Origin of the sequence: Flavobacterium sp. (genome assembly GCF_044361015.1) — a bacterium.
Lineage (GTDB): Bacteria > Bacteroidota > Bacteroidia > Flavobacteriales > Flavobacteriaceae > Flavobacterium.
In genome coordinates, this window is sequence record NZ_JBIKJL010000021.1 from 1 (window position 1) to 21,040 (window position 21,040).

General features: G+C 34.9%; 18 protein-coding genes. 13 read left to right on the plus strand and 5 right to left on the minus strand.

Translation table 11 applies throughout. The features are described from left to right. Nucleotides 1-125 precede the first annotated feature (125 nt). The 4 genes from ACIQ2Z_RS06985 to ACIQ2Z_RS07000 all read left to right on the plus strand — a co-directional run bounded on the left by ACIQ2Z_RS06985 (nt 126) and on the right by ACIQ2Z_RS07000 (nt 4,772). The gene (locus ACIQ2Z_RS06985; protein WP_396183429.1) at nt 126-3,326 is read left to right on the plus strand and encodes an efflux RND transporter permease subunit; all 3,201 of its coding nucleotides are present in this window, start codon (nt 126-128) and stop codon (nt 3,324-3,326) included. A gap of 113 nt (nt 3,327-3,439) precedes the next feature. Beyond that, nucleotides 3,440-3,745, plus strand: coding sequence for a hypothetical protein (locus ACIQ2Z_RS06990; RefSeq protein ID WP_396183430.1), 306 nt, complete (start codon nt 3,440-3,442; stop codon nt 3,743-3,745). Between the two features lie 106 nt (nt 3,746-3,851). Next, a complete protein-coding gene (locus tag ACIQ2Z_RS06995) occupies nt 3,852-4,040 on the plus strand; it encodes a DUF2892 domain-containing protein (RefSeq protein ID WP_290859228.1) in 189 nt (62 codons plus the stop codon). A 162-nt stretch (nt 4,041-4,202) separates the two neighbouring features. Beyond that, entirely contained in the window at nt 4,203-4,772 is a 570-nt protein-coding gene (locus ACIQ2Z_RS07000) for a cytochrome b/b6 domain-containing protein (protein ID WP_396183431.1), read from the plus strand. A gap of 63 nt (nt 4,773-4,835) precedes the next feature. Here the strand turns inward: ACIQ2Z_RS07000 and ACIQ2Z_RS07005 are convergent, their stop codons facing one another. Next, complete coding sequence (locus ACIQ2Z_RS07005; RefSeq protein WP_396183432.1) at nt 4,836-7,247, minus strand: TonB-dependent receptor domain-containing protein; 2,412 nt, start codon at nt 7,245-7,247, stop codon at nt 4,836-4,838. A gap of 544 nt (nt 7,248-7,791) precedes the next feature. Between ACIQ2Z_RS07005 and ACIQ2Z_RS07010 the strand changes: the two genes are divergently transcribed. The 7 genes from ACIQ2Z_RS07010 to ACIQ2Z_RS07040 all read left to right on the plus strand — a co-directional run bounded on the left by ACIQ2Z_RS07010 (nt 7,792) and on the right by ACIQ2Z_RS07040 (nt 14,556). Further along, the gene (locus ACIQ2Z_RS07010) at nt 7,792-9,462 is read left to right on the plus strand and encodes a formate--tetrahydrofolate ligase (RefSeq protein ID WP_396183433.1); all 1,671 of its coding nucleotides are present in this window, start codon (nt 7,792-7,794) and stop codon (nt 9,460-9,462) included. Nucleotides 9,463-9,526: 64 nt separating this feature from the next. Beyond that, nucleotides 9,527-10,414, plus strand: a complete 888-nt coding sequence (locus ACIQ2Z_RS07015; protein WP_396183434.1) for a phospholipase A — start codon at nt 9,527-9,529, stop codon at nt 10,412-10,414. A gap of 159 nt (nt 10,415-10,573) precedes the next feature. Continuing rightward, on the plus strand, nt 10,574-10,984 hold the full coding sequence (gene mce, locus ACIQ2Z_RS07020) for a methylmalonyl-CoA epimerase (RefSeq protein WP_396183435.1): 411 nt from the start codon (nt 10,574-10,576) through the stop codon (nt 10,982-10,984). Nucleotides 10,985-10,994: 10 nt separating this feature from the next. Next, nucleotides 10,995-12,554 carry an acyl-CoA carboxylase subunit beta gene (locus ACIQ2Z_RS07025; protein ID WP_396183436.1) on the plus strand — a complete coding sequence of 520 codons (1,560 nt, stop codon included), beginning with the start codon at nt 10,995-10,997 and terminating at the stop codon, nt 12,552-12,554. Between the two features lie 31 nt (nt 12,555-12,585). Continuing rightward, the gene (locus ACIQ2Z_RS07030) at nt 12,586-12,948 is read left to right on the plus strand and encodes an OadG family protein (protein WP_396183437.1); all 363 of its coding nucleotides are present in this window, start codon (nt 12,586-12,588) and stop codon (nt 12,946-12,948) included. 6 nt (nt 12,949-12,954) lie between these two features. Then, entirely contained in the window at nt 12,955-13,398 is a 444-nt protein-coding gene (locus ACIQ2Z_RS07035; protein WP_396183438.1) for a biotin/lipoyl-containing protein, read from the plus strand. Nucleotides 13,399-13,401: 3 nt separating this feature from the next. Further along, nucleotides 13,402-14,556, plus strand: coding sequence for a sodium ion-translocating decarboxylase subunit beta (locus ACIQ2Z_RS07040; RefSeq protein ID WP_396183439.1), 1,155 nt, complete (start codon nt 13,402-13,404; stop codon nt 14,554-14,556). Here ACIQ2Z_RS07040 and ACIQ2Z_RS07045 read toward each other — a convergent pair. The 4 genes from ACIQ2Z_RS07045 to ACIQ2Z_RS07060 form a co-directional block, all read right to left on the minus strand. Continuing rightward, nucleotides 14,553-14,798, minus strand: coding sequence for a hypothetical protein (locus ACIQ2Z_RS07045; protein ID WP_396183440.1), 246 nt, complete (start codon nt 14,796-14,798; stop codon nt 14,553-14,555). The genes ACIQ2Z_RS07040 and ACIQ2Z_RS07045 overlap by 4 nt on opposite strands. Before the next feature lie 115 nt (nt 14,799-14,913). Beyond that, nucleotides 14,914-16,335: a hypothetical protein gene (locus ACIQ2Z_RS07050; protein ID WP_396183441.1), complete on the minus strand. Its 1,422-nt coding sequence runs from the start codon at nt 16,333-16,335 to the stop codon at nt 14,914-14,916. Between the two features lie 6 nt (nt 16,336-16,341). Further along, nucleotides 16,342-17,535 carry a hypothetical protein gene (locus ACIQ2Z_RS07055; protein ID WP_396183442.1) on the minus strand — a complete coding sequence of 398 codons (1,194 nt, stop codon included), beginning with the start codon at nt 17,533-17,535 and terminating at the stop codon, nt 16,342-16,344. A gap of 163 nt (nt 17,536-17,698) precedes the next feature. Further along, entirely contained in the window at nt 17,699-18,130 is a 432-nt protein-coding gene (locus ACIQ2Z_RS07060; protein WP_396183443.1) for a hypothetical protein, read from the minus strand. 339 nt (nt 18,131-18,469) lie between these two features. On the opposite strand from ACIQ2Z_RS07060, the gene ACIQ2Z_RS07065 reads away from it, so the two are divergent. Both ACIQ2Z_RS07065 and ACIQ2Z_RS07070 read left to right on the plus strand, forming a co-directional pair. Next, the gene (locus ACIQ2Z_RS07065; RefSeq protein ID WP_396183444.1) at nt 18,470-19,414 is read left to right on the plus strand and encodes a TerC family protein; all 945 of its coding nucleotides are present in this window, start codon (nt 18,470-18,472) and stop codon (nt 19,412-19,414) included. A 234-nt stretch (nt 19,415-19,648) separates the two neighbouring features. Then, complete coding sequence (locus ACIQ2Z_RS07070; protein ID WP_396183445.1) at nt 19,649-21,010, plus strand: DEAD/DEAH box helicase; 1,362 nt, start codon at nt 19,649-19,651, stop codon at nt 21,008-21,010. Nucleotides 21,011-21,040: the final 30 nt, after the last annotated feature.

Below are 21,040 nucleotides of genomic sequence, written 5' to 3' on the forward strand. Positions count from 1 at the left end.
TCCGAGGGAAAGTTGTTTAATGGAGCAAAAGTGAGTGTTCAGTAAATAGTAAACAGTTTTCAGTCGCAGTTTTCAGTGATTAAAAACTTGAAACCTGAAACTTGAAACCTAAAACAAATAAAAACATGCAAGAAGGTATCTCAGGAAAAATAGCCAATTTCTTCATCAATTCAAAACTTACTATTTTGTTAATGGTAGCTTTGATGGTGATTGGCGTCTATAGTTCGTTCCTTATTCCAAGAGAGGAAGAACCACAAATTAATGTCCCAATGGCCGATGTAATGATTGGCTATCCGGGAGCTACTCCCGCTGAAGTGGAAAGTAGAGTCATCAAACCCTTAGAAAAAGTTTTATCAAACATCAAAGGGGTGGAACATTTGCACAGTATGGCCATGAATGGTCAGGCAATGATTATCGTACAATTCTTTGTAGGTGAAGATATTGAGCGTTCGTATGTAAAGCTGTACGATGAGTTGGCCAAACATGAAAATATGTTTCCGCAAGGCGTATATAAACCCATGGTAAAAACCCGTTCAATCGATGATGTTCCAATGTTAGGATTGACGTTATGGAGTGAAAAATACGATGATTTTGAAATCCGTCAAATTGCAGAGGAAGTAACGTCGGAAATTGAAAAAGTAAAAGATGTAGCTATTACCAAAGAAATCGGTGGAAGATCTCGTGAGATGAAAGTCATTTTAGACAAAGATAAAATGGCCGAAAACAAAGTGGATGCCTTGGGAATCATGCAGATGATTCAAGCAAATAACGGTTCGTCGCAATCAGGTAGTTTTGTACAAAACGACACGGAGTATTTGATTACCACGGGACAGTTTTTAAAAACGGCAGAAGACGTTGAAAATTTAGTCGTTGGTGTCAATCAAAACATGCCCATCTATTTAAAACAAGTGGCTATTGTGCAAGACGGACCGGGAACCGCTCGAAGCTATGTGTCTTTTGGATATGGAAAAGCGAATGAAAAATTCACTGCCAATCCTTCGGAATATGCAGCAGTAACTATTTCTGTGGGAAAAGTAAAAGGTGCCGATGCGATGAAAATTTCGGATAAAATCATTGAAAAAGTCGAACAGTTAAAATCAAATCTTATTCCTGCTGATTTACACGTAGAAGTAACCCGTAATTATGGGGAAACGGCTTCGCACAAAGTAGGGGAGTTGTTACTGCATTTAGGTGTGGCGATTTTAGCAGTAACCATTTTGGTAATGCTTGCCATGGGTTGGCGAGGCGGTTTAGTGGTTTTCTTTTCAGTGCCGTTGACATTTGCTCTGACTTTATTCAGTTATTATTTATTAGGTTATACGCTAAATCGAATCACACTTTTTGCACTTGTATTCGTAGTGGGAATTGTGGTGGACGACAGTATCATCATCGCCGAAAATATGCACCGCCATTTTAAAATGAAGCGATTACCATTCAAACAAGCAGCCATTTATGCGATTAATGAAGTGGGGAATCCAACTATATTAGCAACATTTACAGTTATTGCAGCGATTCTACCGATGGCGTTTGTTTCTGGTATGATGGGCCCTTATATGAGTCCGATGCCAATTGGTGCTTCTATCGCGATGATATTGTCGTTGTTTGTTGCTTTGACTGTTACACCTTATTTGGGATATCATTTACTTCGTGAGAAAGAAGACCAAGAGCACAAAGAAGAGCAAGGTTTGGAAACATCTCGTATCTACAAAATCTACAACAAGTTAGAGCGACCGTTTTTAGAAAGTTCGAAAAAACGGATGATTATGTTGGGAATCACGGTGGTGCTTTTAGTCGGTTCGGTGTTGATGTTTTTTACCAAATCGGTAGCTGTTAAAATGTTGCCTTTTGATAACAAAAACGAGTTTCAAGTGGTGATTGATATGCCGGAAGGAACTACCTTAGAACGAACAGCGGTGGTAACCAAAGAAATTGCTCAATACCTTTCAACCGTTCCGGAAGTAGTGAATTACCAAAACTATATTGGTGCATCTGCTCCAATTACGTTCAACGGTTTGGTGCGTCATTACGATTTGCGTGGCGGAAGCAATATGGCCGATATTCAAGTGAACTTATTGCACAAAGAAGACCGCGATTTACAAAGTCATGACTTGGCTAAAATCGTCCGTCCGGAAGTGCAAAAAATTGCTAAAAAGTACGGTGCCAATTTAAAAATTATTGAAGTCCCACCCGGACCTCCGGTATTGTCAACGTTGGTGGCTGAGATTTACGGACCCGATTATGCAGAGCAAATCAAAGTAGCCAAACAAGTAAAAGGAATTTTAGAGGCTACTCCTGATATTGTAGACATCGATTGGATGGTGGAAGATGCTCAAACAGAATACCGTTTGGAAGTAGACAAAGAAAAAGCGATGTTGAATGGAATTGCACCGCAACAAATTGTGGGTAATCTAACCTATTTAGTTCGCGAAATGCCTGTCACAAATTTATACGACGAGCGTTCCAATAATCCGGTGGGTATCGTATTGGCATTAGACGATCAGGATAAAACATCGTTACAAGACATCCAAAACTTAAAAATCAGAGGTTCGCAAGGCAATGTGGTTCCGGTAAGTGATTTAGTAAAAGTCAACGAAACCGAATTGCAAAAAACCATTTACAGAAAAGACCAAAAAAGAGTGGTTTATGTAACTGCTGACATGGCGGGCGATTTGGAAAGTCCAGTATACGCCATTTTGGGAATGAATGAGCAATTGCAAAAAATGGAACTCCCAAAAGGCTATTCAGTGAATGAATTGTACATGGAACAACCGTCTGATGAAAGTAATTTCACGGTGAAATGGGACGGTGAATGGCAAATTACGTTAGAAGTCTTTCGCGATTTAGGAGTAGCCTTTTTAGTGGTAATTCTTGTGATTTATATGTTGATTGTGGGTTGGTTCCAAAATTTCAAAACACCAATTGTGATGATGTTGGCCATTCCACTTTCATTAGTGGGTATCGTCTTGGGTCACTGGTTACTTGGAGCTTTCTTTACTGCAACTTCGTTTATCGGAATGATTGCATTAGCAGGAGTAATGGTTCGAAACTCAGTTTTGTTAATCGACTTTATAGAAATTCGATTGAATGACGGAATTGAACTCAAACAAGCCATTATTGAAGCAGGAGCGGTGCGAACCACCCCGATTTTACTAACAACCGGAGCTGTTGTTATTGGAGCATCAATTATTTTATTCGACCCGATTTTCCAAGGATTAGCCATCTCGTTAGTAGCCGGAGCAATTGTATCTACGCTATTAACCTTAATTGTCGTACCGTTGATTTATTACATCACCGAACGCAAGAAATGGGAGAAGAAAAGTGAATAGTGATTAGTCCGCAGTGATTAGTCCTTAGTGAATAGTCCCTTAGTCCTTAGTGAATAGTAATTAGTGAAAAGCATCAAAGCCTTAGAACCTTAGAACCTTAGCACCTTAAAAAAATGAAACTAGTCTTATTAACCGCTGTCCATTCTTTCAAAAGAGAGCTACAGCATTTGCTCAAACAATCAGGGGTAAAAACCTATTCGTATCGCGATGTAACCGGATTTAAAGATTTATCCGAAGAAGCTTTAGCTTCCAATTGGTTTGGTAGCGAAATAAACGAAATCGAATCGATTGCATTTTATGCAATTGTTCCTGTTGAAAATTTAGAAAAATTATATGATTTGATTCTAACATTCAATCAAGAACTGGAGACCAAAACAAAAGTGCATTTAGCCACTTTTTCCATAGAAAAATTTATATAGTAGGAACTAAGGTACTGAGGTTCTAAGGGACTAAGTTAAAAATTTGTCTCCAAAACATCAGAACCTCAGAACCTTAGCACCTCAGCACCTTAGCACCTTAAAAAAAATGAAAAACAGAATCGTACGCGGAATCGCAGGGACATTTATCCTCATCAGCATTTTACTAGCCATTTATGTAAATATCAATTGGTTATGGTTTACGGCTTTTGTGGGAGCCAATTTATTACAATCCTCGCTCACCAAATGGTGTTTGATGGATGATATTTTAACAAAAGTCTTTAAGGTAAAAGATTAATTAATTAGTTTTTTCTTTAGAATCCCTCTTCCAGTGAATTGGTATTTTTTAATTTAAAATCAACGTTGAGTTGGTTAATGTTTTTGTAAATTTGAAATAATTAAAACTTATTGGTTTTAATGAACTACCCACAACATTAACAAATTTATACACTCTTTTTTCATGGAAAATAAAACGTATACAACTATTTACAGAATCATGCATTGGGCTATTGCCATCTGTATGATTTTACTTTTACTTACTATTTTTCTTCGACTCACATGGATGAATAAAAACAATGTTTCTGATATTATTCAAGATTTTCTGGCAACAACCAATGTGTCGTTATCGGAAGATGAAACCATTCTTCTGGCAAAAAAAATACGTAAACCTATGTGGGATTGGCATATCTATTTGGGTTATACATTGGTTGGATTGTACAGTATTCGTATGTTGCTGCCGTTCTTTGGTTACATGAAGTTTTCCAATCCGTTTACAAAGGAATTGTCAGGAAAAACGAAGTTTCAATATAGCTTATACCTTGTTTTTTATTTATGTGTCTCCATTTCTTTAATCACAGGACTAATCATTGAACTTGGTCCTAAAAATTTAAAAACACCAATGGAAGAAATACATGTGCTATCTATTTATTATTTAGTAGCTTTTATTGTACTTCACATTGGAGGAGTTTTATATGCTGAGTTTACGATAAGTAAGGGAATTATCTCTAAAATAGTAAGTGGAAATAAATAATAAACTTTAGTTATTTAAAAAAATCTGCTATACTGTTTTTCACAGCATAGCTAATTGAAAAAATTAAAAATCAGCTCTAAACGAAAGAACATAATTTCTTCCGGGAGCAGAAATACCGGAACTATATAAACGATAACGTTGGTCAGTTATGTTTTCAACTCCGGCATTAACACTGAAGGTTTTTGTTAAAACATACATTCCTTTTAAATTTATAGTATACCAAGAAGGAGAATAATTATTTCCATTAGCATCCTTTGCATAAATTTCATCTTTGCCTTGTTCTTCGAAAGCTAAATCTTCAAAATTGCGTTTAGCTTGATAAGAAGAATAAAATTGTAAGTTTAATTTTTCAGCTTTATAATTCAAACTTGACATTCCAAATAAGGGAACTGCATGACGTAGCGGACTCGTTGTACCATCATCCAATTCTTCATCTCCTTTTTGGTAATTTAAATCTGATGAAATACTGAATCCGGCAGGAAGATTTACTTCTAAACCTAGTTGAATACCGTAAACTTTAGCCTTAGCGGCATTTTGGACTGCTTGAATTTGACTTACTTCCCCATCATAAATGATACTGCTTTCCCCATTAAGTTGGAAATCTCTCTTTACCATCGCATTTTGTAAAATGGTATAAAATCCGGTAACATCAACTTTAACAACATTACTGATTACTTTGGCAAAACCTAAATCAACATTGTAGGCATATTCTGCTTTTAAATCAGGATTTGGCACTGTTAGAGTTCCGGGAGCTGAATCAAACACTTTTCCCACATCATCAACATTAGGTGATCGAAATCCGGATCCGAAATTAGTACTGAAAACCCATGAATTTAAGGTACGGTAAACGGCTCCAAGACTTCCGGTTATGGCACCATCATTGATTTTAGCAGAATCAAAAGGAAAAGGATAAAAAGCCAGATTATTTTTAAAATCTGAATCCAATTTATAATAATTGTATCGAAGACCGGCTTGCACCGATAATTGATTCGTTACTTTAAATTCATCATTCACATAGGCTGCCATTGAACTCCAAGTAGATTGCGGATATCGTGATGGTCCGGTTGTATTTTCACCCGTTGAAATATCGGTTAAATAACCACTCGAATGAACATCATTAAAAACATATTCCAGTCCGTAAAACAAAGTATTCTTTTGATTTATTGCTTTATTAAAATCAAGATTAACTGAATAGGCTTTGACTTTTTCTGTTTGTGTATTTCTACTATCATTATTTAAAGAACGTTCGATTCTACTTTCTTCAAACGATTGTTGAGCTAGGCGTAATGTCATTTGATCATACAGTTTAGTGTTGCCGTTGTAGTTGGCAGTCAGGTTATTCATCATCCATTTTTGAGGACCATAATTCCATTCAGCGTAACGGGCTTTTCCGTTTCTAACCCTATTATGACGGTCATATCTTCCATAAGTTGAGGTTTCTGAATAGTGAAAACCATATTGAAAATCCCATTTTTCAGTAGGCTTGAATCTAATTTTTTGCATTAAATTCAATTGCGAATAAGCGGAAGGAATTTGTAATAATGGATCATCCTGTGTTACCACTATGTCAATACTGTCTAGCCGTTGCACATAATAAGGTTTGATATAATCATCCGGACCATGACTTCCTTGACGTAAATGATCAAAATCCCAACTACTGAAACTTGTCACCATTGCCCATTTGTTCCAACCAACATTCACATCAAAATGTCCCGTTTTCTCTTTATTAGCAGATGAAGTTCGGGTAACCGCTTTTCCGGTTATAAATGGTTTATCCGTTAAGGAAAGTTGAGGAGTCAAGGTTTGAAAACTCATTACGCCACCTATGGCATCGCTTCCATAAATTACGGAACCTGGGCCAAAAAGTACTTCAGTGTTTTCAATCGTAAAAGGATCTTGGTTAATTACATTTTGAATATTACCAGATCGAAAAATAGCATTATTCATTCGCACCCCATCTACTGTATAAAGTAATCGGTTGGTTGCAAAGCCTCTAATCATTGGGCTTCCACCACCTTGTTGACTTTTTTGAACATAAACTTTACCTGAGATACTAAGTAAATCTGCTGCTGTTTGCGGGTTTTGTAAAGCAATTTCAGCCGGTGAAATAGAAATAATTTTTGGAGGAACATTGCTGGAGATTTGCCTCCATCGTGTGCCCGAAATAACCACTTCTTCTAAGTTTAAATTAGACGATTCTAATTGTATTTCAAAACCATCGGATTCTATCTCAGCAAAGCTTTTAATTACAGTTTTAAAACCGGGCATTCGAATTTCTATTTTTTTAGCACCTTTGAAAGCTGAAATTGTAGCTTGGCCACCGGTGTTTGTGATGGTAAATGCTTTTGGATTTTCACTAAACAAGGTGACTAAATCAATCGGTTTTCCCGATTGTTTGTCTTTAATAGTTATGGTTTGAGAATAGTTGAATCCTGAAATTCCAATAAGACAAAATAAAAATAATAGTTTTTTCATAGTTTTTAATTAAAATTCAAAATATAAACTATTGAAAATGATAGTTGTAATTCATCATAAATGAAATTTGATAAAAGACTTAAATATAATTCTTTTACAGCAAAAATCAGATTAGTAGTAACCAATAAATAATCAAAAGTCATTTTTTAATTGTTACATTAATAATGATGAGTTGTATTTATTTTTACAACTAAAATTTTTAATTAGCTTAAATAAAAAAATTTTAGAATTCTATTTAGCCTTAGGTTTTATAAGTAGCAGCAATGATGATGCCGAAATGCCAAATTATTCAACTTTTTTAATAAAAGCACACCAAGTTTGTTAGGTAAATTCAATTCACAAACTATAATATTGGGAGTTTAGTCTTGATAATCAAATGTTTTATGGATATGAGAATAGAAATGGTTTTTGTTCAGAAATAGATCTAGCATCAATTTTATGTTTTTGGTTTAACTTATAATTATAAATGAGAATTGATAATTGATAATTATCATACTTATACAAATACAATATTCTTACCTTCGATACCATAAAATTAAATCATATGCTTTCTGATATCGAAATTGCCCAAGCAACGCCTATTCAACACATAAAAGAAATAGCTTCAAAACTAAATATATCAAATGACGATTTAGAATATTACGGTAAATATAAAGCTAAATTACCACTTCACTTAATTGATTATAAAAATCTGAATAAGAGTAAGTTGATTCTTGTTACGGCAATTACTCCAACACCTGCAGGTGAAGGTAAAACAACCATTTCTGTTGGACTAACTGATGGCTTAAATGTTATTGGCAAAAAGGCAATTGCAGTGTTACGGGAACCTTCTCTCGGACCTGTATTTGGCATGAAAGGTGGTGCTGCTGGAGGCGGCTATTCTCAAGTTATCCCTATGGAAGATATTAATCTTCATTTTACGGGTGATTTCTCTGCCATTGAAAAAGCGAATAATCTCCTATCCGCTCTGATTGATAATAATTTGCAAAGCAAAACCCGTTCATTGAATATTGACCCTCGTACAATTGTTTGGAAACGAGTAATGGATATGAACGATCGTGCTTTGCGAAATATTATTGTAGGTCTTGGCGGAACTACAAATGGCATTCCTCGGCAGGATGGATTTAATATTACACCGGCTTCAGAAATTATGGCAATTCTTTGTATGTGTACTGATTTAAAAGACTTAAAAGAACGATTAGGCAATATTTACATAGGAAATACTTTTGAGGGAGAGCCGGTTTTTGCTCGTGACATCAAGGCAACGGATGCCTTGACAGTTTTGCTTAAAGAAGCAATCAAACCAAATTTAGTGCAGACCCTTGAAGGAAATCCTGCAATTCTACATGGTGGACCTTTTGCCAGCATTGCACAAGGTACAAATTCAATTATTGCCACTCGAATGGGTTTATCTTTAGTTGATTACGTTGTCACGGAAGCTGGTTTTGGTGCCGATTTAGGAGCAGAAAAATTTTTCAATATAAAATGTGCTGTTTCCGGGCTTAAGCCAAATGCTGTTGTTTTAGTGGTTACAATTAAAGCATTGCGTCATCATGGTGGTGCAAATAAGTCTGAATATAATTTGCCTTCAGAAAGTAGGGTAAAATCCGGATTAGATAACTTGGCTAAACATATTGAAAACATGAAACTTTTCGGATTTAATCCTTTAATTGCTATAAATGCATTTCCAAATGATTCAGAGGAAGAAATTCAATTGGTAAAAGAGTTATGTCAATGTTATCAAACTCAGGCAATTGTTGCAAGAGGTTTTACAGATGGAGGTAAAGGAATGACTGAATTAGCCAAACAACTTGTTGAATTAGTAGAAGAGAATACCGGTAGTTTCAAACCACTGTATTCCTTTGAACAATCACCGGAAGATAAAATCACTGCAATTGCTACAAAAATTTATGGGGCAGAGGGCGTTGAGTTTTCTGTAAAAGCTAAATCTCAATTACAACAAATTAAAAGTTTCGGTTTTGATAATTTTCCAATTTGTATGGCAAAAACACCCAAAAGTTTCTCTGATGATGAATCTAAACGAGGTCGTCCGATTGGTTTTACAGTGACAGTTCGTGAATTTGAAATCGCGTCCGGTGCCGGATTCATCATACCAATTTTAGGAGAAATGATGCGAATGCCCGGATTACCGACAATACCTAACGCAGAAAATATTAAAATTGACGATCAAGGAGTGATTTCAGGATTAAGCTAATTAGCATAATTGTGTAAGTTATTAGCTTTTCAATTGCTTACCTTCGGAAAACAATAGAAACATTATGAAAAGAGTAGGTTTTTTATTTATTGTACTGATATATACTCATAATATACTTGGACAAGGATTCTTTGAAGGGAGTGATATTATTTCTAAAACGTATTCTCAACGTTGGGAATTGGATTCAATTGATAAAAAAGGAACTTTTAGATTGGTTTCTTATAAGTCAATTTATGTAGCTCCGGCTCGATGGTCAAGCAATCCAAATGAAAAACCGCAAAGTGAAAACCCTACTAATTCTGCAACGGAAACAATAGATTATGATATTGTGGAAGTGAAATTTCAGTTAAGTTTAAAAACTAAATTATTGCAATCCATTTTTTGGGGTAAAGGTGATCTTTGGGTTGGTTATACTCAAATTGCTCATTGGCAGATTTATAATGAAGAACTTTCGAGACCTTTTCGGGAAATAAATTATGAACCGGAAATCATCTTTAAATATCCATTGCACATCAAGGCATTTACCGGTGAATTTAAGTCAATAGGAATTTCATTTACTCATCAATCAAATGGGAGGGAGTTACCTTATTCACGGGGTTGGAATCGTATCATTTTTGATATTTCATACGAAATTGACAGTTGGATAGTATCTGTTAGACCATGGATTCGTTTAAGCGATGGTAAAAAAGATGATAATCCGGCAATAACTGATTTTATAGGAGATGGTGAACTTAATTTGTCTTATAGCTACAATCGTCATCAATTTTATACTGTCATCACTCATCCATACAATAAATTTCAAGGCGGAAGTGTTCAACTAAATTATATTTTTCCAATAAAAGGGCATTTGCGAGGTCACTTGCAAGCTTTTCAAGGATATGGTGAAACTTTAATTGATTATAATAATAAACAAACAACAATTGGAATTGGAGTTTCATTTGCAAATTGGTAAAATTAAAATTTTAAGTTACAAACCGAAATCGATATAGTTAATAAATTCCTTGTTTAAAAGGTATAATTGTCTAATTTTATACAAGAAACCTGATTTTTATCAGATTTTTACGTTTCATATCAGAATAACTTTGTTGTTGTATATTTAAAAGGACAGACTATGAACTTATCTCACATCGAACATTTAGGAATTGCCGTAAGAAGTTTAGAAGAAGCCATTCCCTTTTGGGAAAACATGCTCGGACTAAAATGCTATGCTATTGAAGAAGTAAAAGACCAAAAGGTAAAAACCGCTTTCTTTCAAATCGGACAATCAAAAATCGAATTGTTAGAATCTACTGACCCTGATGGACCAATTGGTAAATTTATTGAGAAAAAAGGGGAGGGTATTCATCACTTAGCCATTGCGGTAAAAGGGATTGAAGATAATTTAGCGGAGCTTGATCAAAAAGGGGTGCAACTCATTGATAAAACTCCACGAAAAGGAGCTGAAGGATTAGATATTGCTTTTATACATCCAAAGTCGACACATGGAGTATTACTTGAATTGTGTGAAAATAAAAACTTGTAATTCATTTTTTATGGAAAGTACAGATAAAATTAAATTATTGTTAGATAAACGAATTGAAGCCAAATTAGGTGGAGGTCAAAATCGTATTGATACTCAACATGCCAAAGGTAAACTTACCGCTCGAGAACGCATTGAACTGCTTTTAGACGAAGGTAGTTTTGAGGAGTTTGATATGTTTGTAACGCATCGTTGTACCAATTTTGGACTTGAAAATCAAAAATACTTGTCTGATGGAGTTGTAACCGGTTTTGGAACAATTGATTCGAGATTAGTTTATTTATTCTCTCAAGACTTTACTGTTTTTGGTGGTTCATTATCTGAAACTTTTGCCAATAAAATTTGTAAAGTAATGGATATGGCTCTTAAAATGGGAGCACCTATTATAGGAATTAATGATAGTGGAGGAGCAAGAATCCAGGAAGGTGTAACCAGTTTGGCCGGTTATGCAGAAGTGTTTCAACGTAACATCATGGCTTCAGGAGTTATTCCGCAAATTTCTGCTGTTTTTGGGCCTTGTGCCGGTGGTGCTGTATATTCACCCGCTTTAACCGACTTTATTTTGATGACAAAACAAAACAGTTACATGTTTGTTACGGGGCCTAAAGTGGTGAAAACAGTAACCGGTGAAGTAGTAACCGACGAAGAATTAGGAGGTGCCATGGTTCACGCTACAAAATCGGGGGTTACCCATTTTGTAGCGGAAGATGAGCAGGAGGGATTATTGTTAATAAGAAAATTGTTGAGCTACTTACCTCAAAATAACTTGGAAGACCCACCATTATCAGTATGTACTGATCCAATCGATCGTTTAATTGATGAATTGAATACAATTATACCAGAAAATCCAAATAAACCGTATGACGTAAAAGATGTTATTCATGCCATCGCTGATGAAAATGAATTTTTTGAAGTGCACCGTCATTATGCTCCAAATATTGTTGTAGGATATGCTAAATTTAACGGTATGCCTGTAGGAATTGTGGCCAATCAACCCAGTTATTTAGCTGGTGTTTTAGACAATAATGCATCTCGAAAAGCGGCTAGATTTGTTCGATTCTGTGATGCTTTTAATATTCCATTGGTCACCCTTGTTGATGTACCTGGATTTTTACCTGGAACAACTCAGGAATACGGTGGAATTATTATTCATGGAGCAAAATTATTATATGCTTATGGTGAAGCTACTGTGCCAAAAGTAACTGTAATTCTTCGTAAAGCTTATGGAGGAGCTTATGATGTCATGAGTTCGAAACATTTACGGGGTGATATTAATTACGCTTGGCCATCTGCAGAAATTGCTGTTATGGGACCAAAAGGAGCCATAGAAATTTTATACCAAAAAGAGTATATGCAAATTGAAGATCCTGAAGCAAGAGCTAAATTTATCGCGGAAAAAGAAGTTGAATACAAAGAAAAATTTGCAAATCCATACAATGCAGCCAGTTATGGGTATATTGATGATGTGATTGAGCCAAGAAACACACGTTTCAGAATTATTCGTGCCTTACAATCGCTTGCAACAAAAAAAGTGGTTAATCCACCTAAAAAACATTCTAATCTCCCATTGTAAGATGAATACGCTATTGCTCGTACAACAACCGGTGAGCCATAAAGCGGCCGCTGAATTTGCAAAGTTAGATCCTTATGGGATAGGAATGACAATGGTAGCTATGTCAGTAGTCTTTCTATCGTTGGTTATTCTCTACATAACATTCAAGAATATTGCCAAACTTTTTACTTATGATTTCAAAGCTAAATCGCAAAAAAAAGGAGAGGGAATTGAAATTCCAAATACCAAAAGCCAACAAACTTTAGAATTAGGAACTGCCATTGCAATGGCCTTGCATTTGTATCAAAATGAATTACATGATCACGAGAATGCATTGTTGACCATAAAAAAAGTAAACGGTAATTATTCTCCATGGAGTTCAAAAATTTATGGTATGCGAAAAGAACTAAAATAATGACACATGAAAAGATATAAATTTAAAATAAACGGAAATAGTTACGATGTAAAAATCGACAGTATTGAAGAAAATCAAGCCATTGTAAACGTAAATGGAGTTACCTTTGAGGTGGAATTAGAAAAGAAATCATCGGTTGCTAAAACGCCTAAATTGGTTCGTTCTGTAGCAGTGCCCTCAACTGATTCGTCACATGCTGTAGCAAAAACCAGTAGTCCATCTGCTCCAAAAGGAGGAGGAACCATTAAATCACCACTTCCGGGTGTGATTTTAAAAGTACACGTAAAAGTAGGTGACGTTGTTAATTTGTCTCAAGAGTTAATTACGCTCGAAGCTATGAAAATGGAAAACAGTATTCAGTCTGATAAAGCTGGAGTGGTACAAGCAATCCACTTCATTGCAGGAGAATCTGTAATGGAAGGTGATATTTTACTAACAATAGGATCATAAATCATGGATAATTTCTGGAGTTTTTTAGCCGAGCATTTGCATCAGTTTTTCACATATACGGCTTTTGCAAATTTTACCATTGGTCACGGTGTGATGATTTTAATTGGTCTGATTTTTATTTATTTGGCCATTTTTAAAGAATATGAACCCATGCTTTTGGTACCCATTGGTTTTGGAATGTTAATTGGAAACATTCCGTTTTATCCTGGGCTACAAATTGGAATTTATGAACAAGGCAGTGTTTTGAATTACCTCTATTTTGGAGTAATGAAAGGGATCTATCCGCCTTTAATATTCTTAGGTATTGGAGCAATGACCGATTTTTCAGCGTTGATTTCCAATCCGAAACTGATGCTAATTGGTGCAGCAGCACAATTGGGAATTTTTGGTGCTTATATGGCAGCATTGGCTTTAGGTTTCTTACCTGAACAAGCAGGAGCTATCGCCATCATTGGTGGCGCTGACGGACCTACTGCTATATTCCTTTCGTCAAAGTTAGCTCCTGAATTAATGGGTGCTATTGCGATTTCGGCATATTCATACATGGCACTAGTTCCTGTGATACAGCCGCCAATTATGCGATTGTTAACAACTAGTAAAGAACGATTAATCCGCATGAAATCACCAAGGGTAGTTTCACGAAATGAAAAAATCATGTTCCCTGTTTTTGGTTTGTTGTTAACTACATTCATTGTACCTAGTGGTTTACCTTTATTGGGAATGTTATTTTTTGGTAATTTATTAAAAGAAAGTGGTGTAACAAAACGTTTAGCGGATACTGCAAAGGGTTCATTGATTGATATAGTAACTATTCTAATTGGTTTAACAGTTGGTGCTTCAACACAAGCTACTACTTTTTTAACTGGACAATCAGTTGGTATTTTTGCCATTGGAGCATTATCATTTATCATTGCAACTTTTGGGGGCGTGATGTTTTGTAAAATATTTAATCTATTTTTGAAAGAAGGTAATAAAATTAATCCTTTAATAGGAAATGCAGGAGTTTCTGCGGTTCCGGATAGTGCAAGGGTTTCACAAGTTATTGGTTTGGAATACGATAGAACTAATCACTTATTGATGCATGCTATGGGACCCAATGTAGCCGGAGTTATAGGTAGTGCTATTGCAGCAGGGGTATTATTAAGCTTTTTAGGTTAAGTAGATTTTGGGATCTTAAAATCGTTAAGGTAATTATCTAACAATTCACCGGCTTTGAAAACTTTTTTAAATAGTATTTCTTCGGTGCCATAATGAAAATGCACTTCAACGAAGAAAGTATGTAAACTGTATAATTTTTTTATCACCGGCTTTTCAAATCGCTCAGCAACTACCGCTCCATTTTCAAAGAGGATGCGGTATTGTTCGTTTTCAGGAAGTGCTAAAAAGGAAATGAGTTTCAATGATTTGATTTTAATAAACTAAGATACCAAAAAACAACTTGTTAGTAAGCATAAAAAAACCTATTAAATTTAAAGAATTTTATAAATTTAATAGGTTCGTTTTATTAAACAATTTTTACTTTACACCAGTAAATGTACCCATTGACATTTGTGTTTTGTCAGTAGTCGTTATTTTAGCGAAAAGAAATTTTTGAGTGTCGGGGAAATAATGAACCAATTGGTTTACATAAGTTACTTTTCTTGTTGAATTAATATCATCATAATATCCAAAAATAATTGAATGAGCTAATTTTTCATTATTAAAAAGATAATTCCATTTGAAAAAACCATTTTCTAATCCGGTTTGAACAAACAAATCACCTTTTGCATTAACTAATCCAAAAGAATGATATAAATCAGCTTCACCGGTTGTGCTTACCGGAATTGGTTTGATTGATTTCAAAATACCTTCAAAATTTAAAGTGATTAAGTAAGATGGACCAAATGTGTGTTTTTCCACCGGAAAACCTGTTGAACCCGGAGTTGGCTTTGGTGTGGCATCAACTTTCGCTTCAGCAAAAATGGCAATTTCATTGTTTTGCATCAAAATAGTGCGAAAGTTTACCTCTTCTATTTTAGTAACCGAATTAAAACCATCAATTTTATTGTTTTGTAAAATAGCACCGGAACTTAAATCATATAACATTAAATCACCAAAGTCACCGCGACGTACTCCTTTTGAGGGATAATTCAATGCAAGCAAGTAATCCTGCGTTCCAATTGAAATAGCAACAGGCTCATGAATTTTGATACTTTCACCCACTTTTAAATCGGATTGTTCTGTTTCAGAAATAGCTACTAAATAATTGTCTAATTTATAACCGTAGGGTTGGCGAACCAATACTACTTTTCCGGAGTTGGTAGCTACTAAATTACCTGTAAAGAACTCATTAGCAAAAGTTACTTCTTTTTTCCAAGCAACATCTAATGTAGTGCTGTTAAGTACCATTAAATTGTTTACTTCCGGTTCTTTCTTGGAATTAGCTGCTTTGTAGTTAACTACAAAAAAAGCACCATTCTGTGATTGTTTTACCTTAACATCACCTGATTTAGAGTTGGATACGATAGGAAATCCCATAAGCATCGTACTGGTGAATTTCTTAGATGTTTTGTCAAAAACGTGTTGATATACCTCGTCTCTTTTTGATTTTCCTGAATAACTTTGTGTAAAAACTACTGCTTTTTCTGTTCCAATAGCATATGAACCCAAAAAATTATGCAAAGTTCCACCACCTTCTAATACTGGAAAAGGATGTGTTATGGTTTCCATTAATGCATTCTTTTGATCAAATTTTCTGAGGATAATTTGATTACTCGACATCATCCCGTATTTATTCACTACGGTTAATAAGTAATAATTGTAATTATCGGTCAAAACGAATTTTGGTTCTAATTCATTTTTTGAGTCAAAATCAAATTTTTCTCCCCATTCAGGTGTTTGAGCAAAAGTGTTTCCAAAAACACAAAGAAAAAGGAACGCAATTATTCTTAATTTCATGTTGATTTATTTTTTATAGATTTCGTTTTCCAACGCTTTTAGTTCGTTTTGTTCGTCATAGCTCAATTTGATGCCGATTAGGTTTTCCTGTAATTCATTCAAATACTTTTCAGCTTCAGATTTTTTGTTCATTGCTAAATTCAATCGAATTAAATTGAAGTAAATGTATTCACCAATTTTTGCATTGAAATCAGATTTTGAATCTTTTTTAAAGTCTACTTTTTTCAATGTTTCTAACCAAATATCAATTCCTTTTTGCATTCCGGTAATTGCTGCAGCACTACGTTCCGGTTCAGAAGGTTGTAATTTTTTTAAATTGGTTGTTACATAAGTATGTGCTTTTTCTAGATCATCATATTGCCCTTTGTTTTTTACTTTATCCAATTTTACTGTTTTTTTAATAGATTGGAATCCGTAATTATCATTTAAATATTGGTTTAAAAAGGCCACTACTTTATTTAAATGATTTTTTTCTTCTAATGGTTTGTTGATGTTATTGCTAGGTGAAGAAGAAACAAATTTGAATTCTTGAAAAAACTTAGTATTTATTTTTTCAACTCCGTTTACTTTTACCACTAAAGTTGTAGGTTGATTGGCAAAGGTTTGTCCGGCATTATCTTGAAATTGTACACCACGAATATCTACAGCAACATCTAAATAATTTCCTTCTTTGATAAATCCTTCCACATTGATTTGTGAAGACAATACATTGTTGTCCACAATGATGTAATTGTTTAAATTGGGCTCTTGATAAACAGGTGGGAGCGGTTTTACATAAACCGGTTTTGTTGGATTTACTAATCGTGGGTTTTTCCCTTGGTCTGTCATTGACATACGTTCGAGCAAGGAAAGTTTTTTGAATTCAGCCGATTCTAATTCAAATTTTTCTTTTGCTTTGATGACTTCTTGATCGTAATCTATTAGTTTTTGTTGAAATTCTTTTTCACTATTGGCCACAACCGTAGTATAATTATCTAAAGCAGCTTGATGATCAACTTTTGATTGTTTGATAACATCATCTGCGGTAACATTATAAGGAGAAGTTACCGTAACTTTTAACAATCTATTTGCAACGTCAATCGTTTCTTTGGGTTGTTTTAAAATAAGAAAATCGATGTTTTCTGAAGTGATGTTTTGTGCAAAAATGGCTAATGAACCTACAAAAATAAATAACGAAGAGAAAAGGATATTTAATTTCATTGAAAAAGGGTTTTTATAATGAGTTGCAAAATTAGTATTATTTTCTATAAAACCTCTAAAAGCTTCTAAAATAAGTGGATAACCAATAAATTTATTTTAGGAGCAGACAAAAAAAAGATGAACCGTTAAAAGTTCATCTTTTTTGTATTTATTCAATGTGATTTTAAAATAACATTTTTGAGAGTACATTACTACTAGTATTGCTTTTTGGAATTAATGCGGTTAACGATTTCATTTGGTCAGCAGAAATTAATTTCTTCATTTTTTCCGGAAATAAATTGCGGATAGAAGTCATTTTTGCGTCATAATCCTTTTTGTTGGTAGCAGCTGTAGGCAAAATGTCTTTCTTTTTGTTTAAAAAATCATTTACTAACGAGGTAACCGCAGGTTTTTGGTCTTTAGTTAACTTTAGATTATTAGTTAGCGAGTTCACAACTTCCGTACTGATTGAAGAAACATCAAACGAATTGTTTAAAGCTTTTGTAGCATCAGAAGAAATAGTTTTAGCATCTTTAGCAACTTTATCTAATGGATTTTGTGCAGTCGCTTTATTCATTCCTATAAAGGCAAACAATAGAACAATGATTAATTTCATAAATTACTTTTTTTTAGTTAATGATTAGTTAAATAGGTATAATCATACCGGGTTCAAATATAAAAAAATTAGAATTGAAAATGAACGGAAATCTATTAAAAATTTATTTAAACCCTCATCAAATTGTCAAAAAGCACTTTATCGATTATTCTATGTTTTCAACAGATTTATTTTTTTATTTGTATCGGCAACTATATTTTTGATTAACCATAGCATAAGTAGGTTAAGTTCATGGTAGATTTTGGGCAAAAAGGGTGGAAGGAATTCCACCTTTTTTATTTGACAGCATGGTGTAATTGCTTCTACGTTTACTACTTTTGTGGTCTTATCTTTTTTATTATGACCGTTTGGATTCTTTTTATTGCTGCAATCGTTTTATTTTTAGCGTTAGATTTAGGTGTTTTTAATAAAACACCACACATAATCAAGTCTCGTGAAGCGGGTATTTGGACTGCAATTTGGGTTACACTTTCCTTTGTTTTTTCCGGATTGATTTATTGGTTATATCAACATAATTATGTTGACAATCCCGAAAATTATACTCCTGCCATTGCTTCTATGAAGTTTATTACGGGTTACTTGATTGAACTTTCTTTGAGTGTTGATAATATATTCATTATTGCAGTTATTTTCTCATCGTTTAAAATTCCGCAGAAATACCAGCATCGGGTTTTGTTTTGGGGAATATTAGGAGCTATATTTTTCCGAGGATTGATGATTTTTTTCGGGGTGATTTTAATTAACAAATTCAGTTGGATGACTTATGTTTTCGGCTTGTTTTTGTTGTTTACAGCAGCCAAGATGTTGTTTAAGAAAGAAGAAGAACAATTTAACCCAAAGAAATCGTTTGTGTATAGAAACCTTAGGAAGGTGATGCCTGTTACAATGCACATGGATGGCGAACACTTTTTTGTTAAACGAAGGCATATCACGGCGGCGACTCCTTTGTTTGTGGCGTTGGTTGTGATTGAATTGATGGATGTTTTGTTCGCGTTAGACAGTGTTCCGGCTATCTTGGCAATTACTCCGGATCCTTTTTTAGTGTTCAGTTCTAATATATTTGCGATTCTAGGGTTGCGTTCAATGTATTTCTTCTTGGCTCATATGTTAGATAAGTTTAAACATTTAGAATATAGTTTAATAGCAATTCTATCCTTTGTGGGTATTAAAATGTTGCTCGTGCACAACTATAAATTTCCGGAATGGGTGTCGCTTGGTTTTATTGCGGTGGCACTTTTAATCGGAATAATGGTGTCACTTTATGGTTCAAAAAAGGAAGAGTAATTCATTTTTGTAAGTATATTTTGCCATTCAACGATTATTTCGTTCAATCATCTAAAACATTTTTTTTATTACTATCATGATGCTACATTTGGCTTACCATAGCATAAGTAGGTTAAGTTCATGGTAGATTTGGGTCAAAAAGGGTGGAAGCAATTCCACCTTTTTTATTTTATATCAGTCATTAACACTTTCTTAATTAGAGATTGAGCATTTAAAAAAACTTACCTTTGCTGCATGATAAGAAATCCACGCTCTACGAATGTTATTCTGAATTTAGGTTTTGATAAGCTGAATGAAATGCAGGAAACTGCTCAGGAAACCATTTTAAATAATCCTAATACACTTTTGCTTTCCCCGACGGGTTCCGGAAAAACGGTTGCTTTTTTATTGCCTTTAGTGAGTTTGTTCGATATAGAAAGTCGGAGGGTGCAATGTTTAATCTTAGTGCCGTCGAGGGAATTGGCGTTGCAAATTGAACAGGTTTGGAAAAAAATGGCAACGGGTTATAAAGTTACCGTTTGTTATGGAGGGCATTCGATGGAGACGGAAATAAACAACCTCAGTCAGCCGCCGGCAATTGTTATTGGTACACCGGGACGGATTGCTGATCATCTTGAACGGGGTTCGTTTGAAACAACGGCAGTGCAAACCTTGATTTTAGATGAGTTTGACAAGTCGTTGCAACTCGGGTTTCATGATGAAATGGCTTTTATTATCAGTAAATTACCCCATGTTAATAAACGCGTGCTGGTTTCGGCGACGGCTAGTATTGCTATTCCTGGGTATACAGGAGCGGTATCACCTACTGTGCTTGATTTTATTCCGGAAAAGGAAGGGGAATCAGGGCTTTCGCTAAAGCTGGTGGTGTCGAAAGAAAAGGATAAAATGAGCATGTTATTTCAATTGATTTGTTCGCTCCACTCGGAAGCGGCTCTTATATTTTGTAATCATCGCGAAGCGGCGGAACGCATTAGTATGCTGTTAAATCAATGCAAAATTGAAACTACCTACTATCACGGTGGTATGGATCAGGATGAACGGGAACGGGCTTTGATTCAGTTTAGAAACGGCAGTGTGAACTATCTTGTGACGACTGATTTAGCGGCACGCGGTTTAGATATTCCTGAAATGAAGCATGTTATTCATTATCATTTGCCGGGCAAAGCGGAAGAGTTCACGCACCGCAACGGACGAACTGCCCGTATGTTGCAACGCGGAACTGCCTATATTATTTATCACGAGAGTGAAAAGAAAGCGGATTACTTGGATTATGATATGCCTGTTTTTGCTTTAGAACAAGGCTTGAAGTTGCCTAAATCACCGTTGTTTAAAACGGTTTACATTAGTGGTGGCAAGAAAAATAAACTTAACAAAATGGACATCGTGGGGTTCTTTTCACAAGTGGGGCAACTGGAAAAAGACGACATCGGGTTGCTCGAAGTAAAAGACTTCGTGTCGTTTGCGGCGGTTAAAGCAGCAAAGGTGAATGACCTGTTGCTTCGGATAAAAGACCAAAAGATGAAAGGCAAGAAGTTTAAAATTGAGGTGGCCCGTTATGTGGTTAAAAGAGAAGAAGAGGTTAAAAAAACCAAGTAATTTTTCTTCTATTTTCTTCCGTATTTTCCA